The following is a 20,317-nucleotide window of genomic DNA, read 5'->3' as shown; positions in this document are numbered from 1 at the left end:
TCATCACCTCGATGGTGGCGGTCCGCTTGTGCGGATCCATCCCGATCACCACCCGTGGCATGTTCTCACTCATCGCATCTGCCCCCTTTCCCGGAGCCTGTCGAATCCGACCTTGGTTCGGGCATGGGGAGGGCACCGCTTCTACGAGCAGAGCATTCCCTTCTTGAGCCTCTCCCGCCCGTCTTCGGTGACCGGGGCAGCGCAGTCCAATTGAGAGTCACACGCGCGAACTACGTGGACAGCCGCGAACGAGAGCGACCACCCCGGACACCTGAACCGAGTCTCGGCCAAGACCCGATCTACCGTCAATGAAACTAGAAGCCGCGATTGGAGCGGATGGCTCCTCCGCGGTGGCGCGTGCTCATTCCATGCCGAAGTAGCCGGGGTCGGCGAGGAACCGCCGGTACAGCGCCACGGTCATCAGGTCCTTCCAGGCACGGATCTGTAGTCCGTCCTCGTCTAGTTCGATGATTCGGGCGCCTGGGTGGCGGAGGATTCGGGGAGGGGGTGGCCATCAGCACCTGGATGGCGTCGTGGCGTAGTTCCGCCAGGAGGTTGGCCGGCTTGATCTGGGTCATGAACGAGAGCCCGGCCTCGGGCTCGTCGAGCACCAGGAACCCGCCCCTGCGGGACAGGTATACCAGCTTGGTGTTGAGGAGCTCGGTGAAGGCCTGGCCGTGCGAGCGCTCGTGGTCGCGACCGTCGCCTCCCGGGTTCCGCTCGAGCCGACTTGTCGGACCTCCTCGATATGCTGCGATAACGAATGCAACGCAAGGAGAAGTGGCCGTGCCTGACGTTCCCGTCGCGATCTCGCGACTCGGCGAGGATGATTCCCGCGAAGCCCAGAACCTGCGGGCTGTGAAGTGGCTGCTCTCCCAACCTGGCGGGCCTGTGGTAGTCGTAACCCCACAGCGAGCTGTGGAGAGTGCTAGCATCGCTCGGCTGATCGCTCAACCCGGTGTGCAACACCACGCTTGGCGCGGGCACCACGGCGGCTACTACAGCGGCCACCGGGTCCTCCAGGCGTGGCCCGATCGCAAGCATCTGAATGACGTCTGGAACGTGGACGCCGATGCGATCGCTGTGATCGAGTGGAGCGTTGATGAGACCGCCGAATGGATCTCCCACATGAACCCGGTGCAGCTGCTTCCGGGGAACAGGATCGAGCCGTCGTCACCGCAGCGTCCTGCAGTTGCCCCGCTTCCCGAGGACGTTGATGCCATCCTCAGGCATATTGCGGCGATGGCCGCCGGCTATTCCGCGGGGCTCAAGTGGAATGAGGAGGACAAGCTCAAGGCTGACATGATGAACCGGCCCGACCGCTGGGTGTCAGTCACGGTGGAGCAGATCCGTGCCAGGTGCCATGACCTGGGCATGCGCGGAGAGGACGTCGACACCATCTCGGGCTACCTGCAGCGCCGGAAGGAAGGGCGTCGTTTTAATGTGGGGTCGTCCTACCGCACCTTCCACTTCAATTGATCCACCCGACGCTCAGGGATAAACCCACACATGACCAGCGCCTCGCCCATACGCCCTCCGGGTCTGCACCCAGCCTTATCCCAGCAACAGGGGTTCGCCCTGCTGGCAGAGGCATCGTCGGCTCGTAACCTTCTGAGAGACTGCATCGAGGCCATCCGAGGGATGCGCTACATCTCACTGCAGGGTGACGCAGTGTTCACGCTGGGCAGCATCGGCGTCGAGAAGGCTATGAAGATCATGCTCGGCTGCGCTGAGGTCGAGCTCGTCGGCGCGTGGCCGACCCAGGCCACACTGAGGGGCTGGGGACACGACCTCGAGACGCTCGATCAGCGCCTGTCCGCAGCGCTCCAAGGCGGCCTGTCGAAGGCGAAGAGCGGCGGCTACGCCGCGACGCTCGCTACTCGCATCCGCGACAGCCAGACGCTGCCGCTGATCTTCGAGACGTTCTCTCGGTACGGCAAGTCAGGACGCTTCCACCACCTCGACATCCTCGCGACCGACTCGCCCCAAGAGGATGTGGCGCCTGCCCAGTACTGGGAGCGTGTCGAACAGAGGCTCCGGGACACGGAGCCGGAGTTCAACGGCGTCCCCTTCAACGACAACGAGGCCCACGAGCGATACCAATCTCGCCTGCGCCGCCGCATCGCAGGCGAGCTGGAGACCTGGTGGTTCTGTGTGCACCGGCTGGGCGTCCAGGGATGCCTCGGGGAACTCGGGACGAAGGTCGGCTGGGAGCTCTGGGAGCCTGGACGCACGGGCCCGAGCATCGCAGGCATCTGAGCGGGAACGTGGAGCAGGCCAACTCAACAACTTGACTCAAGCGCCCGAAATGGAGTGCGTACGAACCCAGCCAGCGGAGCTAGAGCGATTGTTGGCGCGGCTGTCTGGTAGTGAACCTGCCTGGAAAACCCACGCTCAGAGGAGTCGTCGAGGCCGCACAGCACAAGCCTTCTATCTGATGCGGGGACTCACGCGGGACACCAGAATCCGCTCAGCGCCTCCGACCGCGGACTGTCTGAACTAGGCACCATGCCAACCACGCGACGGTAAGTCCGGCACCGGCAACTAGGTGCTCACCTGCGGCTGATCTGCACATGACGGCCCACTGCGGAACGGCATTGCCGGATGAACCATTTCGGGTGATGGCCCTGAACGCTTGATCGCAGTACAGGTCGACGCCCGTTTCCTGCGGGACCACAGGAGCCCAGAGCATGATGGCGAAGACGATCAGCCCCAGCAGACCTCCCATCACGGCGAGCCGCCACCGCCGTCGGGTCTGACCCACGCGCCGCAGGGACACCAGGCTGGCCGCCGTAGAAGCGATGACCAGGGTGGGGAGCAGCAGCAGTGCGACTATCGCAATGCCGGGTGATGTATCCGCACACTCAGTCATGGTTGTGCTCGCGCAGGGTCCTCTCGATGGGGTCTGTTCAGTCGGTGCCTTCGACTTGATAGTGATCGACTCTCTCACGGAGGTGGGTCAGGTCTGCGGTGGCCGCATCATCTCCGCCTCCGAAGCGCCGGGCGCTGGGATGCGGGATCGGCTGGCCCCCGGGCCATTCATTCCAGCGACGCGCCGAAACCGGCGCCCATCAACATCCGGTCATGCCGCGGACTTGGCGGTCGAGGCGGCACAGCACAAGCCTTCTAGCTGGTGCGGGCACTCACGCGGGACATCAGGAATCCGCTCAGCGCCTCCGACCACTGACCGTCTGAAGTAGGCACCATGCCAACCACGCGACGGTAAGTCCGGAGCTGACAACCAGGTGCCCAACGGCGGCCGATCGGCACATGACGGCCCACTTCGGGAAGGCATTGCCTGATGAACCGTGCAGGGTGATGGCCAGGAAGGCTTGATCGCAGTACAGGTCGACGCCCGTTTCCTGCGGCACTACAGGAGCCCAGAGCATGATCACGAAGACCGTGAGCCCGAGGAGGCCTCCTGCCAGGGCGAGTCGCCACCGCCGTAGGCCTAGGCCAACGCGCCGCAGGGACACCATGCCAGCCACTGTGCAAGCGATGACCAGCGTGGGGAGCAGCAGCAGAGCGACTATCGCAAGGCCGGGTGATGTCTCTGCATACTCAGTCATGGTTCTGCTCGCGCCCGGTCCTCTCGATGGGGTCTGTTCAGCCGATGCCTTCGACCTGATAGTGATCGACTCTCCCACGGAGGTGGGTCAGGTCGGCGGCGGCCGCATCAGCCTCGCCTCCGAAGTGCCTGGCGCTGGGATGCGGGATCCGCCGGGCCATTCATTCCAGCGACGCGCCGAAAGCGGCGCCCACCAACATCCGGTGATGCCGCTATCCGCGGCACGGAGGCTGGCGCCTACGGGATCTTTGCGGCGCAGGGCCAACAGGCCTCAGCGACTCAGCTCCAGTGGATCCGGGCGGAGTCCACGCACCCAGATCCAGTCTGGGTGAGAGCGCGAATTCCTGCCGCGCCGCCGCCGAGGAGGCCTGATCGCTGTCCGAGCAACGCGGGGACAAGGCGGGCCGCGTCGGCTCTGCGCCCGGTGCGGCGTGCATAGACCGCGTGTGCGGTGCTCGCTAAGGGTGTGTCGGCGGCGCCCCATCCTCCGCCGATGATGATTCGTTCGGGGTCGAGGACGGCCGCAAGGTCTGCCAATGCGTCGCCGAGTGCCTCGCCGGCTGTTTGCAGCAGGTTGAGCGCTACTTGTGCCCCGCCCTGGGCTCGGGCGGCCACTTCTCGGGCGGTTGTGGCTTGTCCGGTGAGCGCTTCGTAGCGGGCTGCTATGCCTGCTCCGGACACATAGTCTTCGAGGCTGCCCTCAGGGGCTCGAAACTCGCCGAAACCGATCGTCGAGAGATGATCCAGTAGCGGGAAACCCCAGCAGGATCTTCCGCCCTGGCCATTCGTACTGCGGAAGCCCTCTGTGACTCAGTCGAAGTTGAGGGGGAGGAAGCCGTCCGAGTCCGGAACCTCATACTGGAGGGGTTCCCACTCTCCCTCGTTGCTGCCAATCTCCCACCGGAGGGTGGACCCGGGCTCGCCTCCGGGGTAGTAAGCGCTCATGACTACGTTCTTCGCACCTGGCACGCCTTCTGTGATGCTGGCTTGGTCAATCTGGCGCCCAGCGGGCGTGAGAAGTGGTCCAGGCGTCAACCCTGCTGCATCACCCTCATAGTCTGCCGGCACATCGAACGACCATTGAACGTAGAGGCAGTGTGTGTCACTGGCCGTACCAAAGAGTCTGATCTCGTCGGCACACTCATCCGCCAAGTCGCCGGAGACCGCTGTGTCAACGTAGAGAAGGTTCTCGATGCGAACCGCTATCCCATCACCGCCGTCGAAGGTCGGCTGGCTATCGATGGGTTGGTTGATGCGCCCCGGGTCCACCCGAGACGCCCACACCATCCCAATCTGGGCGGTGGAGCTCGGGGGAGTCTCTTCCAAGGTAGACGCTGGCTGCACCGATGGAGCGACAGTCTGCGTGACTGTGGCTGTTGCAGTTACCGTCACCGTCGGGGCTGGTTCGGGTGAACCGTTGGCGCTGCAGGCCGTGAGGCCGAGCGTGAGTAGTGTCGCGATTGGCGCGGCGAAATTCTTGAACAAGTGAGCCCCCTTTACTGTTGGAGTTGAGCCTATCGACACCACGTGCGATCCAGACACCGGGGCATTGAAGGTCATGATGCGAGGGGCCACGACTTCGAGCAGCCGTGACGCAGGGCGGCTCCACTCTCTGGGTCCTCATCGTCATGATGCAGGCTCGCGGACGGCCCCTAGAGTCCGGGTCCCTTCCCGGAGCCAGTTCCACCCATCCACGCTGAGCCGGCCCCACCTCACCCCTCGAGACTCGTGCGGAGTCCGGTCTCCCGCCCGCTCAGCCACGTACCCCGCTGTGAAGTCGCACACACCCACTGCACCTTCGGAGGGTCTGTGCGCGTTAGGCGGCCGAGTCCGGGGTTCTAGTGGGCATGGTTGTGTCGTTGCACAAGCTCACCGCTGGGTCGGGGTATGACTACCTGACCCGGCAAGTTGCTGCGCACGACACGACGGAGAAGGGCCACGCGACGCTGGCCTCCTACTACTCGGAACGCGGCGAGGCACCCGGGTCGTGGCGCGGCCGTGGGCTCGCGGGCCTCGGCGACCTTTCCGTCGGTGACGTCGTCACAGCGGAGCAGATGAGTGCCCTGTTCGGCGCCGGCTTCCACCCGAACATGCAGGCCCGCCTGTCCGCATTGCCGAGCGACGCGACAAAGGCGATGGTCACCGAGGCTGCCCGCCTCGGCCAGCCCTTCCCTGTGCACGGGGCGGTCAACGAGTTCCGCCTGGAGGTGGAGAAGCGCACCGCAGCATGGCGCGTCTCGGAGGGGGTGCCGACAACGGCAACGGTGCCCACCGACGTCCGAGCCGACATCGTGAATCACGTCGCGAGGGAGACGTTCGAGGCGCGCATCGGCCGCCTGCCAACGGCCCCAGAACTGGCCGCGGAGGTGTCCCGGTTGAGCCGGCAACCGTCGACTGCGTGCGCCGGATTCGACATGACGTTCACTCCGGTGAAGTCGGTCTCGGCACTCTGGGCGATCGCCCCGCGTGACGTCGCCGAGGCGATCGAACGGGCCCACGACGCAGCGGTCGACGACGCGCTGCGCTTCCTGGAGGACGAGGCGTTGTACTCGCGCGCCGGTCACGCGGGTGTGCGGCAGATCGATGTCCGCGGCCTCATCGCAGCCTCATTCACACATCGCGATTCCCGCGCCGGCGATCCGAACCTCCACACCCACGTCGCGATTGCGAACAAGGTGCAGGGGTTGGACGGGAAGTGGCGCTCCATCGATGGCCGCCTCATCTACCAGGCCCGGGTGGCCGTGAGCGAGACGTACAACACGCAGCTGGAGGCGCACCTGCGTGAGGCGCTCGGGCTCGAGTTCGTCGAACGCGAGCCCGGAACGTTGGAGCGACGAGCGGTCCGGGAGGTTGTCGGGATTCCCTCCGAGCTGGTGGAACTGTGGTCCTCACGCAGAGCGCTGATCGAGTCTCGTCAGTCGGAGCTTGCGGCTGAGTTTCAGACGCGCCATGATCGTCCTCCCACGCCGGCGGAAGCGATCCGGCTGGCCCAGCAGGCCACCCTCGAAACCAGGGAAGCGAAGCACCCACCCCGCTCGCATGTGGAGCAACGCAGAACCTGGCGGGCACAGGCAGAAGCAGCGATCGGCGTGGAAGGGATCGGGCGCACCCTCACCCACTCGCTTGGTCGCGCCACTACGTCGCGCGTCGACATCACGGAGGTCCTGTTGGACCGCGTGGCGGGTGAAGTGGTGGACCGGGTCGCCCGGTCGCGGGCTTCGTGGCAGGTCTGGCACCTGCGCGGTGAGGCGTCCCGGCGGTCCCGCGAACTCGCCACCACCTCGGGTCAGGCTGAACTCCTCACCACGGAACTCCTCGACCGAGCACTCGCCATCTCGGTTCCCTTGACCGTCGTCGGGGACGGGATCGAAGAGCCCCCAGAGCTGCGCCGAGTCGACGGCTCCTCAATGTACGAGGTCGCAGGATCTCGCCTCTACACCTCGCAGGCCGTGCTCGACGCGGAGCGGCGAATCGTGGCAGCCGGCTCGCTCTCCGCGGGCCGTCGGGCTCCCGATTTCGCGGTGGAGATCGCGTTGCTGGAGTCGACCGCCAACGGCGTCTCTCTGAACGACGGACAGGCACGCTTGGTGCGGGCCATGGCCACCAGCGGGGCCCAACTGCAGCTCGGATTGGCCGCCGCGGGCACGGGGAAGACGACCGCGATGCGTGTCCTCACCCGGGCCTGGGAGGAGTCCGGCGGCAGAGTCCTGGGCCTGGCGCCGTCGGCTGCCGCGGCCGCGGTCCTCGCAGAGGCGACGGGTGACGCCACCACCATCGCCAAACTGCTCTGGGACCTCCACCACGGCGATACCGACGAGGTGGATGTGGCGACACTGATCATCGTGGACGAGGCAGGAATGGCCGACACTCTCTCCCTCGCCGAGCTCCTCGACTTCGCCCTCCCCCGAGGCGCCTCCGTCCGCCTGATCGGCGACGACCGGCAGCTATCCGCCATCGGCGCCGGCGGCGTGCTGCGCGACCTGCGCCGCGTGCACGGCGCCGTCGAGCTCGACGAGGTGCTGCGCTTCGTCAACGATGGGGAGAAGGCCGCCTCCCTCGCCCTCCGGCAGGGGGACCCCACCGCGCTGGGCTGGTACCTCGACCATGGCCGTATCCATGCGGGCAGCTCCGACACGGCGCTGGACGGCGCGCTTCAAGCGTGGAAGGCCGACACCGACCGTGGCCTCGACTCGCTGATGCTGGCCAGCACCCGGCAGGACGTCGCGGAACTCAACCGCCGTGCCCGCCAGGTGCTCGCGGGCGAGGATGCCGGCGGCGTGCCGTTGTCCGACGGAAACTTGGCAGGCGTCGGCGATGTGATCCTCACCAGGCGCAACGATCGACGCCTCCGGACCTCCACCACTGGCTTCGTCATGAACGGCGACCGCTGGATCGTCCAGACCGTCAACCGCGACGGTGGGCTCCTGGTTCGGCACCGCACCACCGGGCACCGCGCGTGGCTACCGGCTGCCTACGTCGCCGACCAAACGGAACTCGGCTACGCCACCACCACCCATACCGCCCAGGGCTCGACGGTCGACACCGCCCACACCGTCCTCAGCGGCACGGAGACCCGCCAACTTCTCTACGTCGCCATGACCCGAGGGCGGCAGGCGAACCACAGCTACGTCACCACCGTCGGGCACGGTGACTCACACTCCGCCTTCGTGCCGGAGACGCTGCGGCCGCCCACCGCCGTCGAGATCCTCGAATCCGTACTCGCCCGGGACGGCGCCGCCCGCTCCGTCACCAGCGAAATTGCGCACGCCCACGACGCGGCCGTGCGGCTCGCGGACGCAGTCAACCGGTACCGCGACGCGCTGACCGTCGCCCTCGAGCATCGCCACGCTCCCGAGCTGGAGATCCTCGACCATGGAGCCGACGACGTCGTCCCCGGCCTCACCGACGCCAACGCCTGGCCAACACTCCGGCAACGACTCCTCACGGCCACCGACGGCGCCAGCCTGCTCGACGGGCTACGCCAGGTCGCCGCGGGCCACCGCTTCGACGACATCGCCGACCCTGCAGCTTTTCTCGCCACGCTGATTCCCGAACCCACCGGCGGCCCCCTCCCCTGGCTCCCCCGCATCCCTGCCTCCGTAGCCGACGACAGACGCTGGGGTCCCTACCTCAACGCACGCGCCCAGCACGTGACCAACCTCGCCGACCAGGTACGCCTCGACACGCTGCAGGCCAGGCCACCGAGATGGGTGCCCACCGACGCGAACGTTCCAGTACAACTGATCGGCGACGTGGCAGTGTGGCGAGCCGCCACCAACGTCCCACCCGACGACCACCACCCCACAGGAGCACGGGCACAGGCTGGCGCCGCCCGGCACTACCAAGACCACCTCGACAGACAACTCATCACCGCGACACCCAGCCTGGACATCGCGCAACTGCGGGCCCTCGGTCAGGGCCTCGACCACGACCCCGCCGTCCCCGGGCTGGTCAAACACCTCTCCCTCCTCGAAGAACGCGGCCTCCCAGTTGGAGCCCTCGTCGCCAGCGCGCTGGCCGAAGGACCACTCCCAGCAGAGCGACCCGCGGCCGCCCTCTACTGGCGGATCCACCAGCACACGCCCAATGCCGCACCGGCGGGCACCAACGCCGACAAGCCACGCGCAGATCAGCCATCATCCCGGCCACGGCCAGAACACCTACGACGTCCATCACGACACACCGGAGGTCCCCGGCGATGACCGCCCCGCCCCGTCAGAGCACCCACACTTCGCCGCGGGGCTCCCCGGGACGTGGTGAAACAAACCGTCCTCAGATAGACTTATCTGGATACGTTCTGTTTCAGTCAGGGAGGGCACCGGGCATGGCACCAATCACACCCGCCACCGCGCGGCAGCAGGGGATGTCCCGAAGCACCCTCCACCGTGCCGCACGCGACGGCAAACTGGAACGCATAGCACGTGGAATCTACCTGCCCGCCGACGCCAATACCGCGGACTGGGAGTGGATCGAAGCCGCCAGCCGGCGCCCAGAAGCCACGATCTGCCTCACCTCCGCCTTGACCCTCCACAACCTCACAGACGAAATCCCCGCCACGCTCAACGTGGCCATCCACCGAGAAGCGCGCATCCCAGCTGGCACCTCAGCAATCAGCTGGCACCGCTTCCATACGGCGGCCTTCGATCTGGGCCGAGAAGAGGTCCCCATCCCCGGCACAGACCTGACGATCGGGCTCTACACCCCCGAGCGCTCCATCGTCGACGTGTTCCGGCTGAGGGGCACGATCGGCTACGAGCTCCCTCTCGAGGCCCTCAAAGAGTGGCTCCGCCGCGGAGGCAAGCCCGACCGCCTCATCGCACTCGCGAGGCAACTCCCCCGCTCGCAGGGCCCCCTCATCGCGGCTCTGGAAACGCTGACATGACCACCGGCCAAGATGTGCTGCGGAAGCTGAGAGCTGCAGCTCGTTCGACGGCGGACAAGACTGGCCAGCCGGCGCCCACGCAGGACTCCTGACTCGGCATCTCCTCGAATCATTCCTCGACCGGCTCAGCCGGACCGAGCACGCTCCAGACTTCATCCTGAAGGGCGGCATCCTGCTCACCGCCTATGGCGCGCGTCGCCCCACCAAGGACATCGACGCCAACGCGGTCAGCGCCGACGTCACAGCAGAGCACCTGTCCACCGTCGTCAGGGACGCCGCGGCCGCTGACGTCCCCGACGGAGTCGAGATCCACCCCGACACGATCACGATCCAGGAGATCCGCGAAGAGGGCGACTACCCCGGGTTCCGCATCCGAGCCCAAGCATCCATCGCATCCTGGGCTGGAAGCCTCACCTGGGACGTTTCCACAGGCGACCCGGTGGTTCCCCCACCCCAGCTCGTCAAGATTCCCCGCGTCATCGGCGAACCCATCGAAGTGCTGGGCTACGCGGCCGAGACATCCATCGCAGAGAAGGGCGTGACCATTCTCGAGAGAGGTATCACCAGCACTCGTTGGCGCGACTACATCGACATTGTGCAACTCGCTCAGGCCGGTGTGGATGTCGCCGAACTGCGCCGGGCTGCGGAAGCCGTCGCCCAGTACCGCCAGGTCACCCTTGAACCCATCAGCCAGCACCTCGAGGGCTACGGCGCTGTCGGCCAGGTCAAATGGGCCGCCTGGCGACGCAGACAGCGTCTCGAAGCAGTCTCGGAGGCGCTGCTCGACGATCAGGTCGCCTTGGTCGCAGCACTCCTTGATCCCATATTCGTCACCGAGCCGCCCGTGATCTAGCCGGTCCGTGGCACGAAGCCGAGTCCCGCAATTCCGGTCACCCTGCCAAGGTCTTGAGGCCGCCGGCGCTCGCGACCACGAGCTCGTCCAGTTCATCCAGGTCCACCATCACCCGTCGTCCGACGCGGTACCGGATCAAGGAACCGTCGCTGAAGCGCCGGGTCAGGGTCTTGGGATGGACGCTGACATACTCAGCCGCCTCCTTCAGGGAGGCCCAACGCCGGGCCCCGCCCTTTGACGTACGCGCAGAGCTGTCACGGGTGCTCATCAAGGATCCTCTCGCTCATACCCCTATGAACCCCAGCCGGGCACGTCCACCGTGAGGAGACGGACCGCGCCTCATGCCACGACCACTGTGAGGCCCTTGAGGGCTTCGTCCTGCTTGGGACCAACGCTCTCGACTCGGCGGGGGAAGACACGGCTGTAGACCTCCAGCGCCATGCGGGAATCGCTCCACCCCAGCAAGAGCATGACTTCCGCGATCGTGTACCCCTCGCTGAAGAGCCACGCGGCGTACGAAGCACGAAGGTCGTGCAGCGTGATGTGATCCTCCTTCGGTACCGGGAGCCCCTTCCTCCATAATCGGCGCCGCTCCGCCTCTGGGGTCCGCAACCCCATATTGGCCAGCGCCCTGTTGTGCCGCCGGTCGGCCTCGGCCGGCCCCATCGGCTTGCCATCCGCGACAGTGAACACGAGTTGCTCCGGCGACCTCGGATGCAACGTGAGGTGATCCCGCAGGATCGTCACCAACGTTGTCGACATCGGCAGCGAGCGGATGCCGGCCGCCGTCTTGGGAACCTTCACACCCACGCGGTAGGCATCGCCGTCCTTGCCATGCTCGATCGCCTGGCGCACGAGGATCCGCCGCCCCTCAAGGTCGAGGTCCATCCGACGCAGGCCTCGGACTTCACCGGATCTCAACCCGCCCAGTGCCACCGTGGCCAACATCGCCACATGCTGGGGTTCGGCGGCCTGCAGATAGCGTCGTACATCGTCCAGGTCGAACACGTGACGCTGCTCCATCGCCTTCGTCTGTCGCGGGATGCTCACCCCGGCGGCGGGGTTCTTGTCGATCCATCCCCAGTGGGTGGCCTTCGTCAACAACTCATGGAACAAGGCCAGGGAGGACCGGTCACGGCGGCGCTCAGCACCCAGCGGACCCTGACGCCATTGCCACACGTCGTCGTGGGTGATGGTCTTCACATCACGCTCAGCCCCCCAGTGGGGAACGATCCGCAACCGCCAATCCTGCTCATACGCGGTCAGCGTGGACAGGGCCAGCGGCCGCGGACGCTGGGCCAGGAACCGGTCGTAGGTCTCCTGAAGAGTGCGCACCTTCGGCCGACGGGCCTCGACTTCCTCGGGGGCGAGCCACTCCCCTCGCTCAATGGCCCGCTCCTGCATCCTGAGCCAATGCTCCGCGTCGCCCTTGTGCGAGAACGTCGAGGGTGCCTTGATCCTCTCCCCTGGCGTCAGGGGATGAGGGAAGGAAGCCTGGTACCTGTTGCTGGGCAGCTTCCGGACCCAACCAAATCCACGTCTCATGACCCTTAGAACCCCGCGCCGAGCCGTGCCGCGCGTGCTGCGAACGTGCTGTTAGCGAGTCCATTTCGGTCCCTCTGAGGGCACTTGAGTTCACCCTGAAACATACAAACTCCCTAGTCAAAGGCGTTTGACTAGGGAGTTCGGCCGTGGAGCATAGGGGACTCGAACCCCTAACTTCCACCTTGCAAAGGTGGCACTCTACCAATTGAGTTAATGCCCCGAATCGACGGCAAGTATAGGGCAGTGGGCGATACGCCGCCCAACTGCGGACGGCTGCCCTAGTGTCAGGCCCGTGAGCCTGTCCGACCGCCTGTACTCCGCGCTGGTCAGCCGCGACCCCGACGCCGAGCGCAGCCTCCCCGCCGAGGCGCAGCGCGACGTGGCACGCAACGGCATGCGGTTGGTGTCATCGAGCGCTCTGCAGTCCTCGGGCGACCAGACCGTCAACGCCTCCACCGTGCTCCCCTGGCTGCTCACCGCCCTGGGCGCCCCGGCGGCATTGACCGGCCTGCTGGTGCCCATCCGCGAATCCGGATCCATGCTCCCCCAGGCGTTCCTCACCCCTCTCGTCGTGCGGTACCGGCAGCGCAAGTGGGTCCTCGTCGTCGGGTCCCTGATCCAGGCGGTGGCCGTCGCGGCGATGGCACTGACGGCCGCCGTCGGGGAGGGGACGACGGCGGGGCTGGCCATCGTCGCCGCCCTCGCCGTGTTCTCGCTCGGTCGCTGCCTCACGTCGATCGCCTCCAAGGACGTGCAGGGCCGCACGGTGCCGAAGGGCGAGCGCGGTCAGATCAACGGCTTGGGCACGACCGCCGCAGGCATCGTGGCGATCACCCTCGGTCTCGCCATCCGGCTCTTCGGCGGCGAGAACCTCTCCCCCGCCCAACTGGCCTGGATGCTCGCCGGCGGCGCGGCCCTGTGGGTCGCCACAGCTGCGGTCCAGGCCGGGCTGCGCGAACCGACGGACGAGCCCGGGGACGACGGCGAGGCAGACGGTTCAGCAACCGGAGTCGTCCGGCTCCTCCGGGAGGACAAGGAGTTCCGGAGCTTCGTCACCACCCGCAGCTTCCTGCTGGTCTCCGCACTCAGCCCGCCTTTCGTCGTCACGGTGTCGGCAACGTCCGGCGCCACCGGGCTCTCGGGACTTGGCGGCTTCGTCATCGCCTCCGGTATCGCGTCGCTCATCGGCGGCCGCATCTTCGGGCGGCTGGCGGACCGCTCGAGCCGCACGCTGATGGCGTTCGGTGGCGCGGCCGCGTCGACGGTGGTGCTGGTGCTGGTGGTCCTCGTGTCCGTCCCGGGGTTCGACGGCGCGACCACGGCCGGCACCGTCACGCTCATCGCCGGCTACTTCCTGCTCACCCTCCTCCACACGGGGGTGCGGGTGGGGCGAAAGACCTATGTCATCGACATGGCCGAGGGAAACATGCGGACCGTGTACGTCGCGGTGTCGAACTCCGCGATGGGTGTGATCCTGCTGATCGTCGGAGGGATCAGCTCACTGCTCGCCTTGGCCGGTGTTGTGTGGGCGTTGCTGTTCCTCGCCGCTCTCGGCATCCTGGGGGCCCTCTGGGGTTGGCGGCTGCCGGAGGTGTCGCGGGGCCGGTGACGGCCAAGCGCCACCAGCTTTACTGCCCGGCGCTCCCACCATCCTGCACGTCTTCATCCACCGCTGTGCACGTTCGTGCACCTGCTGCCCTAGACTCACTCTGACAGTGCACGACGATGTGTCCCAGGGAGGCTGCGCAGTGATGCGAACGAGCGATGCGCTCCTCACGGTGGCGCGGATGTACTACGTGCAATCCGAGACCATGGATGCCATCGCCCACCACATGGGAGTGTCGCGGTCCACCGTGTCGCGGCTACTGAAGGAGGCGCGGGACCGCGGGCTGGTGCGCGTGAGCATCGTCGACCCGGACCGACCCCTCAACCGGATGGCCGAGCTGTTCGAGAAGTTCTTCCACGTGCAGGCCCACCTCGTCCATGTGCGCCCCGGTGCGAGCAGCATCTTCCGTCTGGACCAGGTGGCCCGGATGGCCGCGGGCATCCTCGGCAACGCCGTGCAGGACGGTGACATCGTGGGCATCGCCTGGGGCACCACCGTCTCAGCCATCGCCACACACCTGCATCCTCGGGACCTCACCGGCGTGACCATCATCGGGCTCAACGGAGGCGCCAACCACCAGACCACCGGCCTGCCCTACGTGGGAAGCATCCTCCACAAGTTCGCTCTGGCGTTCGGCGGCCAGGAACAGCTCCTCACGCTCCCGGCCTTCTTCGACGACCCCGCCACCAAGGAGGCGATGTGGCGCGAACAGAGCACCCGCCACATCCTCGCCGTGCGCGCCAACTGCCGCGTGGCGCTGTTCGGCGTCGGCGGCCTGCATTCCGAGCTCCAGAGCCACGTGTACTCCTCGAACTACCTCAGCGAGCGGGACCTGCGCCAGATGCGCGAGAAGAACGTGGTGGGGGACGTGTGCACCGTGATGCTGCGCGAGGACGGTAGCTATCGCGACCTGGACATCAACAAGCGCGCCACGGGGATGACGCCCGCGGAGCTCCAGGCCGTTCCGCGCCGGGTCTGCGTCGTGAGCGGCCTGTCCAAGGCTGCCCCGGTGCTGGGCGCGCTGCGAGCCGGCGTGGCCACCGACCTGGTGATCGACGCCGAGACCGCGCGTGCGGTGCTCAACCGATTCCGGCCCGGTATGCGCCTGAGCTGACGCCGCCGTCGGCCCGTGACCTAGGCTGCTCCCCATGTCTGAATTCATCCTCACCGAGGTGCACGACGGGATCGCCCGCATCACGCTGAACCGTCCAGGCGCCATCAACGCCCTCACCGAGGACATGTTCACGGCCATGTACGACGCCCTCACCGCCTGGCACGACGACGACGCGGTCACGGCGGTCGAACTCGCCGGCAACGGCGTCCGCGGGTTCTGCGCCGGAGCCGACGTGCGGGCTCTGGCCCAGTTGGTGCGCGAGGACGGGCCCTTCCTCCACTACCTGGAGACCGAGTACGCGCTGGACATCATGCTCGCCAACTATCCGAAGCCCGTGACTTCCTTCCTCAACGGCGTGGCGATGGGCGGCGGCCTCGGGATCGGCGCGCATGTGGACCGCCGGGTCGTGTACGCCGACACCGTGATGGCCATGCCGGAGACCAAGATCGGCTTCTTCCCCGACGCGGGCGTCATGTACGAACTGTCGCGGGCGGGCGCCGTCGGCAAGCACGTAGCGCTCACGTCGTCCACGTTCACGGGCGGCGACGCTCTGCTCATAGGCCTGGCGGACGAGTCGGCCGACGGCGACCTACCCGCTCCCCTGTTCGAGGAGTCCGCGGCGTGGATCCACGAGTGCTACGCCTCCGACGATGTGCTCGAGGTGGTCCGGGCCTTGGAGGGCCATCCCGATGAGGCAGCCCGTCAGGCCGCGGTGGACCTGCGGGCCCGCAGCCCCTACGCGGTGCACGTCGCGATGCGCGCGCTGGTGCGTGCGAGGTCGTTGCGTCTCAACGAGGTGCTCGCCCAGGACCTGCGGCTGGCCGAGACCGTCATCCCCAGTGGAGATTTCGTTGAGGGTGTGCGCGCACTGCTCATCGACAAGGACAACTCCCCCGCGTGGCGGCACGCGTCCCTGGAAGACGTACCGGCCGCCGAGGTGGACCGGGCGTTCGCCTACTGAGCTCTCAGTGTCCGGGGCGCCTGAACCCGGCCCCGATGTTGACCAAGACCCGACGAGCATGCCCCCCGGGGTATTTTGGCCGGCGGAGGGGCACGCACTACGATGGGGGCGGCTGAACGCCCCTCTGAAGGAGAAGCATGCCCACCGTGCACGACGTGATCATCATCGGTTCCGGTCCCGCCGGCTACACCGCGGCCATCTACGCCGCCCGCGCCAACCTGAAGCCGGTCATGTTCGAGGGCTCGTTCGAGGGCGGCGGCGCCCTCATGAACACCACAGAGGTGGAGAACTACCCCGGGTTCGCCGAGGGCATCATGGGCCCGGACCTCATGGCGCAGATGCGCCAGCAGGCGGAGCGCTTCGGCACAGTCCTCATCACCGACGACGCAACCGCAGTGGACCTCACCGGTGAGATCAAGATCGTCAAGGACTCCGACGACGTCGAGTACCACGCCAAGTCCGTGATCCTGGCCATGGGCTCCGGCTACCGCAAGCTCGGCCTGCCAGACGAGGAGCGGCTGTCCGGCCGGGGCGTGTCCTGGTGCGCCACGTGCGACGGCGCTTTCTTCCGCGACAAGCCCATCGCGGTCATCGGCGGCGGGGATTCGGCAGTCGAGGAAGCCACCTTCCTCAGCCGCTTCGGCTCGAAGGTGGTCATCGTGCACCGTCGCGACCAACTGCGCGCGTCGAAGATCATGGTGGACCGCGCCATGCGCGACCCCAAGATCGAGTTCGCCTGGAACTCCGTGGTCGAGACCATCAACGGTCCGAAGTCCGTCGAGTCGATCACGCTCAAGGACACCAGGACCGGCGAGCTGCGTGACCTGGAGGTCAACGGCGTGTTCATCGCCATCGGCCATGATCCGCGCTCCGCGCTCGTCAAGGATCAGGTGCACACCGACGCCGAGGGGTATGTCCTCGTCGACGGGCGCACCACGGCCACCAACGTTGCGGGGGTGTTCGCCTGCGGAGACCTGGTGGACCACACCTACCGTCAGGCCGTCACCGCCGCCGGAAGTGGCTGCGCCGCGGCCCTGGACGCCGAGCGCTACCTGCAGTCCCTCGAGGACTGATCCCCGGCCACCAGCCGGCACGGCATAGACTCGGGGTCTGACCCACCCCCTTTTCGAGAGGCAGCATCCATGGCAGTCACCGACGTGACCGAGAAGACGTTCGTCGACGAGGTCCTCATGGCGGACCGGCTCGTGGTCGTCGACTACTGGGCAGACTGGTGCGCCCCCTGCCGGCAGATCTCGCCGATCATCGAGGAGCTGTCGGCCGAGTACGGCACAGTGAAGTTCGTGAAGGTGGACACCAACACCAACCCCAACCTCGCGGCCGAGCAGGGCGTGCTGAGCCTTCCCACGCTGCAGTTCTTCCAGGGCGGCCGGGTGACCAAGTCGCTGTCCGGAGGCAAGACGAAGAACGCCTTGAAGAAGGCCATCGACGAGCTGCTCTGATGAGCCTCACTCCCGCCTCTGATCCGTCGACGTGGACCGCGGTCGCCGCCGAGGAGCCCGCTGCACCACCCCCGCCCCCCCGGTGGGCCCGGCTGGTGGGACCCGCGGCCGCGGCCGCCCTGGTGGTGTTGGGCGGCATCATCGGCGCGGGGCTGGGCGGCGCAACGGACGGGAGTGCACCCGGAGCGTCGCCCTCGCCGAAGCTCTCGATGGAGCCACCCGTGCAGGTGGGAGAATTCGTCCGCGGCGGCGTGACGGAGAGTTCCGGCCCCGCGCCTGAGAACCAGCGGATCGTGCGCGCAGATTACTCCGACGGCGCAGACAAGCTGGTCTTCGTCATGACGTGGCCGGAGGATGACCTCACGGCCTACGTGGCGGACGCAGGGGTGGAGGAGACTGGCGAAGCGATGCCCGGCACCATCTGTGGCACCTCCGTCGACAGCAACTTCCCCGCATGCGCCCGCATCACCGAGGAGACGGGCCTGCTTCTGCTGGCGGTCACGGAGCAGTCCGAGGCAGCCGTTCTAGGCATGCTCGGCCAGTTCGACGCCGCCGTCGGCGGATAAGCTGACTGACGTGACCGAGCACTCCCGACACGACACCCGGCTGGACCGGTTCGTCGACAGCTACTCACAGCGCACCAACGGCATGCGGGTCTCCGCGGTCAGGGCCCTGTTCGCCGTAGCCAACCGTCCGGAGATCGTGTCGCTCGCCGGTGGCATGCCCAACATCAAGGACCTCCCCCTCGCCGAGATCGCCTCCTCCCTGGCGGACATGATCACCACCAACGGCACCCAGGTGATGCAGTACGGCTCCGGCCAGGGCGAGCCGGCGCTGCGCGAGCAGATTCTCGACATCATGGCGCTCGAGGGCATCACCGCACACGCCGACGACGTGGTGATCACCGCCGGCTCCCAGCAAGGCCTGGATCTGGTCACCCGGATCTTCTGCGACCCCGGCGACGTGGTGCTGGCCGAGTCGCCGTCGTACGTGGGCGCGCTGGGCACCTTCCTCAGCTATCAGACCGAGGTGGTGCACGTCGCCTCAGACGACGATGGGCTCGACCCTGTCGCGCTGCGCGAGACCGTGTCGCGGCTGCAGAAGGCCGGTAAACGGATCAAGTTCCTCTACACCATCCCCAACTTCAACAACCCCTCCGGCACCACCCAGCCGTGGCAGCGTCGCCTGGACATCCTCAAGGCCTGCGAGGAGTTGGGCATTCTCGTCGTCGAGGACAACCCGTACGGGCTGCTGACCCTCGATGCGGACCCCATCCCGGCGATGCGCTCGGTGGACGCGGACGTGATCTACCTCGGATCGTTCTCCAAGACGTTCGCGCCAGGCTTCCGGGTGGGCTGGGTGCTGGCACCGCACGCGGTGCGGGAGAAGCTGGTCCTCGCCCAGGAGTCGGCCACGCTGTGCCCGCCCGTGTTCAGCCAATTCGCCATCTCCACCTACCTCGCCACCCAGGACTGGCAGGGACAGGTGGGCCTCTACCGCACGATGTACCGCGAGCGGAGGGATGCGATGCTGCACTGTCTCGCCGAGGAGATGCCCGACGGCGCCACCTGGACGCGTCCCGCCGGCGGATTCTTCGTGTGGGTGACCCTGCCGGAGGGTCTGGATTCACAGGCGATGCTCCCTCGAGGAGTCAACGCCCGCGTCGCGTTCGTCCCTGGCGGCGCCTTCTACGCCGACGGGCAGGGTGCCCGCAACGTGCGGCTCTCCTTCTGCTTCCCACCGCCGGATCGGATCCGCACCGGCGTGCAACGCTTCGCGGAGGTGGTGCGGCGAGAGCTGGAGGTCATGGACACCTTCGGCATCGCCGCATCCCCCAGCGGTGGACGTCCTCCCTCCGGGCCCGGCCCGGACCTCACCTGACAAGGAGCTGTTCCATGACGATCATCGTGATTGCCGGTGGGTTGAGCCACGAGCGAGACGTGTCACTGAAGTCCGGCCGGCGGGTCGCGCAGGCGCTGCGCGACGTGGGCCGCGAGGTGATCGAGGCAGACGTCAATGCGGACCTGATCCCCTTGGTGCGGCGCACCGCCGACGCCGTCGTCGTCCCCATGCTGCACGGGGGTCTCGGGGAGGACGGGGCGCTGCGCGAGGTTTTCGAGGTGCTGGACGTGCCCTTCGTCGGGCCGGAGGGGGCGTCGTCGCGGTTGACGTTCGACAAGTCCATCGCCACCTCGGTGGTGCGCGGCGCCGGCCTGGCTACGCCGAAGCAGATCGCGCTCCCCCACGACATCTTCCGCGAGCTCGGCGCGCCCGCGCTCATGGAGGGCATCGGGGAGCAACTCGGCTACCCGCTCATGGTGAAACCCTCGCGCAGCGGCTCCGCGCTGGGCGTGACGAAAGTGGACGGTCCGTCCGGGCTTCCGGCGGCGTTGGTGGCCGCGTATGCCTACGGGGCGGTCGCGGTGATCGAGTCGTACCTGTCGGGCACGGAGATCGCGGTGACGGTGCTCGACGAGGGCCAGGGACCCGTCGCGCTGCCCCCGGTGGAGATCCGGCCCGAGTCCGGTGTCTACGACTACGAATCGCGCTACACGGCAGGCGCCACCCGCTTCGTCACCCCGGCGGAGCTCTCCGACGGCGTCCTCGCGGCCGCGGGCGAACTGGCGGTGTCCGTGCACCGCGCCCTGGGGCTGAGGCACCTCTCCCGCGTGGACATGATCGTCGAGGAGTCGGGCCGTCCCGTGTTCTTCGAGGGCAATGTCGCGCCCGGTATGACCGAGACGTCGTTGGCGCCGCTGGCCTTCGAGGCGGCGGGCCGGGAGCTGGGCGAGGTCTTCGCACGGCTCGTCGACCTCGCGCGCGGCTGA

Annotated in this window: 17 protein-coding genes and 1 tRNA gene; 13 read left to right on the top strand and 5 right to left on the bottom strand. The window is 67.3% G+C overall.

Features of this window, described 5'->3' with window-relative positions:
* Positions 1-786: 786 nt before the first annotated feature.
* Positions 787-1,479, top strand: a complete 693-nt coding sequence (locus ACZK5N_RS12440) for a hypothetical protein (RefSeq protein WP_459018325.1) — start codon at positions 787-789, stop codon at positions 1,477-1,479.
* A 162-nt stretch (positions 1,480-1,641) separates the two neighbouring features.
* On the top strand, positions 1,642-2,259 hold the full coding sequence (locus ACZK5N_RS12435) for a hypothetical protein (protein ID WP_459018326.1): 618 nt from the start codon (positions 1,642-1,644) through the stop codon (positions 2,257-2,259).
* 1,588 nt (positions 2,260-3,847) lie between these two features.
* On the opposite strand, the gene ACZK5N_RS12430 is transcribed toward ACZK5N_RS12435, so the two are convergent.
* Entirely contained in the window at positions 3,848-4,297 is a 450-nt protein-coding gene (locus tag ACZK5N_RS12430; RefSeq protein ID WP_463625075.1) for an ROK family protein, read from the bottom strand.
* 81 nt (positions 4,298-4,378) lie between these two features.
* Entirely contained in the window at positions 4,379-5,128 is a 750-nt protein-coding gene (locus ACZK5N_RS12425; protein ID WP_463625071.1) for a hypothetical protein, read from the bottom strand.
* Positions 5,129-5,415: 287 nt separating this feature from the next.
* Here ACZK5N_RS12425 and mobF point away from each other — a divergent pair, with 287 nt between their 5' ends.
* The 3 genes from mobF (at position 5,416) to ACZK5N_RS12410 (ending at position 10,803) form a co-directional block, all read left to right on the top strand.
* The gene (gene mobF / locus ACZK5N_RS12420) at positions 5,416-9,270 is read left to right on the top strand and encodes a MobF family relaxase (protein WP_463625070.1); all 3,855 of its coding nucleotides are present in this window, start codon (positions 5,416-5,418) and stop codon (positions 9,268-9,270) included.
* Positions 9,271-9,392: 122 nt separating this feature from the next.
* Entirely contained in the window at positions 9,393-9,950 is a 558-nt protein-coding gene (locus tag ACZK5N_RS12415; RefSeq protein ID WP_463625069.1) for a type IV toxin-antitoxin system AbiEi family antitoxin domain-containing protein, read from the top strand.
* Between the two features lie 88 nt (positions 9,951-10,038).
* Positions 10,039-10,803, top strand: coding sequence for a nucleotidyl transferase AbiEii/AbiGii toxin family protein (locus ACZK5N_RS12410; protein WP_463625074.1), 765 nt, complete (start codon positions 10,039-10,041; stop codon positions 10,801-10,803).
* Positions 10,804-10,840: 37 nt separating this feature from the next.
* Here ACZK5N_RS12410 and ACZK5N_RS12405 read toward each other — a convergent pair whose 3' ends face one another.
* From ACZK5N_RS12405 to ACZK5N_RS12395, 3 genes are all read right to left on the bottom strand, one after another.
* Positions 10,841-11,071, bottom strand: a complete 231-nt coding sequence (locus tag ACZK5N_RS12405) for a helix-turn-helix domain-containing protein (RefSeq protein ID WP_463625068.1) — start codon at positions 11,069-11,071, stop codon at positions 10,841-10,843.
* A 71-nt stretch (positions 11,072-11,142) separates the two neighbouring features.
* A complete protein-coding gene (locus ACZK5N_RS12400; protein ID WP_463625067.1) occupies positions 11,143-12,348 on the bottom strand; it encodes a tyrosine-type recombinase/integrase in 1,206 nt (401 codons plus the stop codon).
* A 147-nt stretch (positions 12,349-12,495) separates the two neighbouring features.
* Positions 12,496-12,568: transfer RNA gene (locus ACZK5N_RS12395), tRNA-Ala, on the bottom strand.
* A gap of 72 nt (positions 12,569-12,640) precedes the next feature.
* Between ACZK5N_RS12395 and ACZK5N_RS12390 the strand changes: the two genes are divergently transcribed.
* From ACZK5N_RS12390 to ACZK5N_RS12355, 8 genes are all read left to right on the top strand, one after another.
* The gene (locus ACZK5N_RS12390; RefSeq protein ID WP_463625066.1) at positions 12,641-13,957 is read left to right on the top strand and encodes an MFS transporter; all 1,317 of its coding nucleotides are present in this window, start codon (positions 12,641-12,643) and stop codon (positions 13,955-13,957) included.
* Between the two features lie 142 nt (positions 13,958-14,099).
* Positions 14,100-15,068, top strand: coding sequence for a sugar-binding transcriptional regulator (locus tag ACZK5N_RS12385; protein WP_463625065.1), 969 nt, complete (start codon positions 14,100-14,102; stop codon positions 15,066-15,068).
* 34 nt (positions 15,069-15,102) lie between these two features.
* A complete protein-coding gene (locus ACZK5N_RS12380; RefSeq protein ID WP_463625064.1) occupies positions 15,103-16,029 on the top strand; it encodes an enoyl-CoA hydratase/isomerase family protein in 927 nt (308 codons plus the stop codon).
* A 137-nt stretch (positions 16,030-16,166) separates the two neighbouring features.
* The gene (gene trxB / locus ACZK5N_RS12375) at positions 16,167-17,102 is read left to right on the top strand and encodes a thioredoxin-disulfide reductase (protein WP_463625063.1); all 936 of its coding nucleotides are present in this window, start codon (positions 16,167-16,169) and stop codon (positions 17,100-17,102) included.
* 69 nt (positions 17,103-17,171) lie between these two features.
* Entirely contained in the window at positions 17,172-17,489 is a 318-nt protein-coding gene (gene trxA, locus ACZK5N_RS12370; protein ID WP_459018410.1) for a thioredoxin, read from the top strand.
* Positions 17,489-18,055: a hypothetical protein gene (locus tag ACZK5N_RS12365; RefSeq protein ID WP_459018412.1), complete on the top strand. Its 567-nt coding sequence runs from the start codon at positions 17,489-17,491 to the stop codon at positions 18,053-18,055. Before trxA ends, ACZK5N_RS12365 begins: the two co-directional genes overlap by 1 nt.
* A gap of 1 nt (position 18,056) precedes the next feature.
* On the top strand, positions 18,057-19,370 hold the full coding sequence (locus tag ACZK5N_RS12360; RefSeq protein WP_463625073.1) for an aminotransferase-like domain-containing protein: 1,314 nt from the start codon (positions 18,057-18,059) through the stop codon (positions 19,368-19,370).
* Between the two features lie 14 nt (positions 19,371-19,384).
* The gene (locus ACZK5N_RS12355) at positions 19,385-20,317 is read left to right on the top strand and encodes a D-alanine--D-alanine ligase family protein (RefSeq protein ID WP_459018414.1); all 933 of its coding nucleotides are present in this window, start codon (positions 19,385-19,387) and stop codon (positions 20,315-20,317) included.

Source organism: Tessaracoccus pujii, from assembly GCF_055326215.1.
The sequence above is the reverse complement of the archived record's forward strand: the minus strand, read 5'-3'. Positions and strand labels throughout refer to the sequence as shown.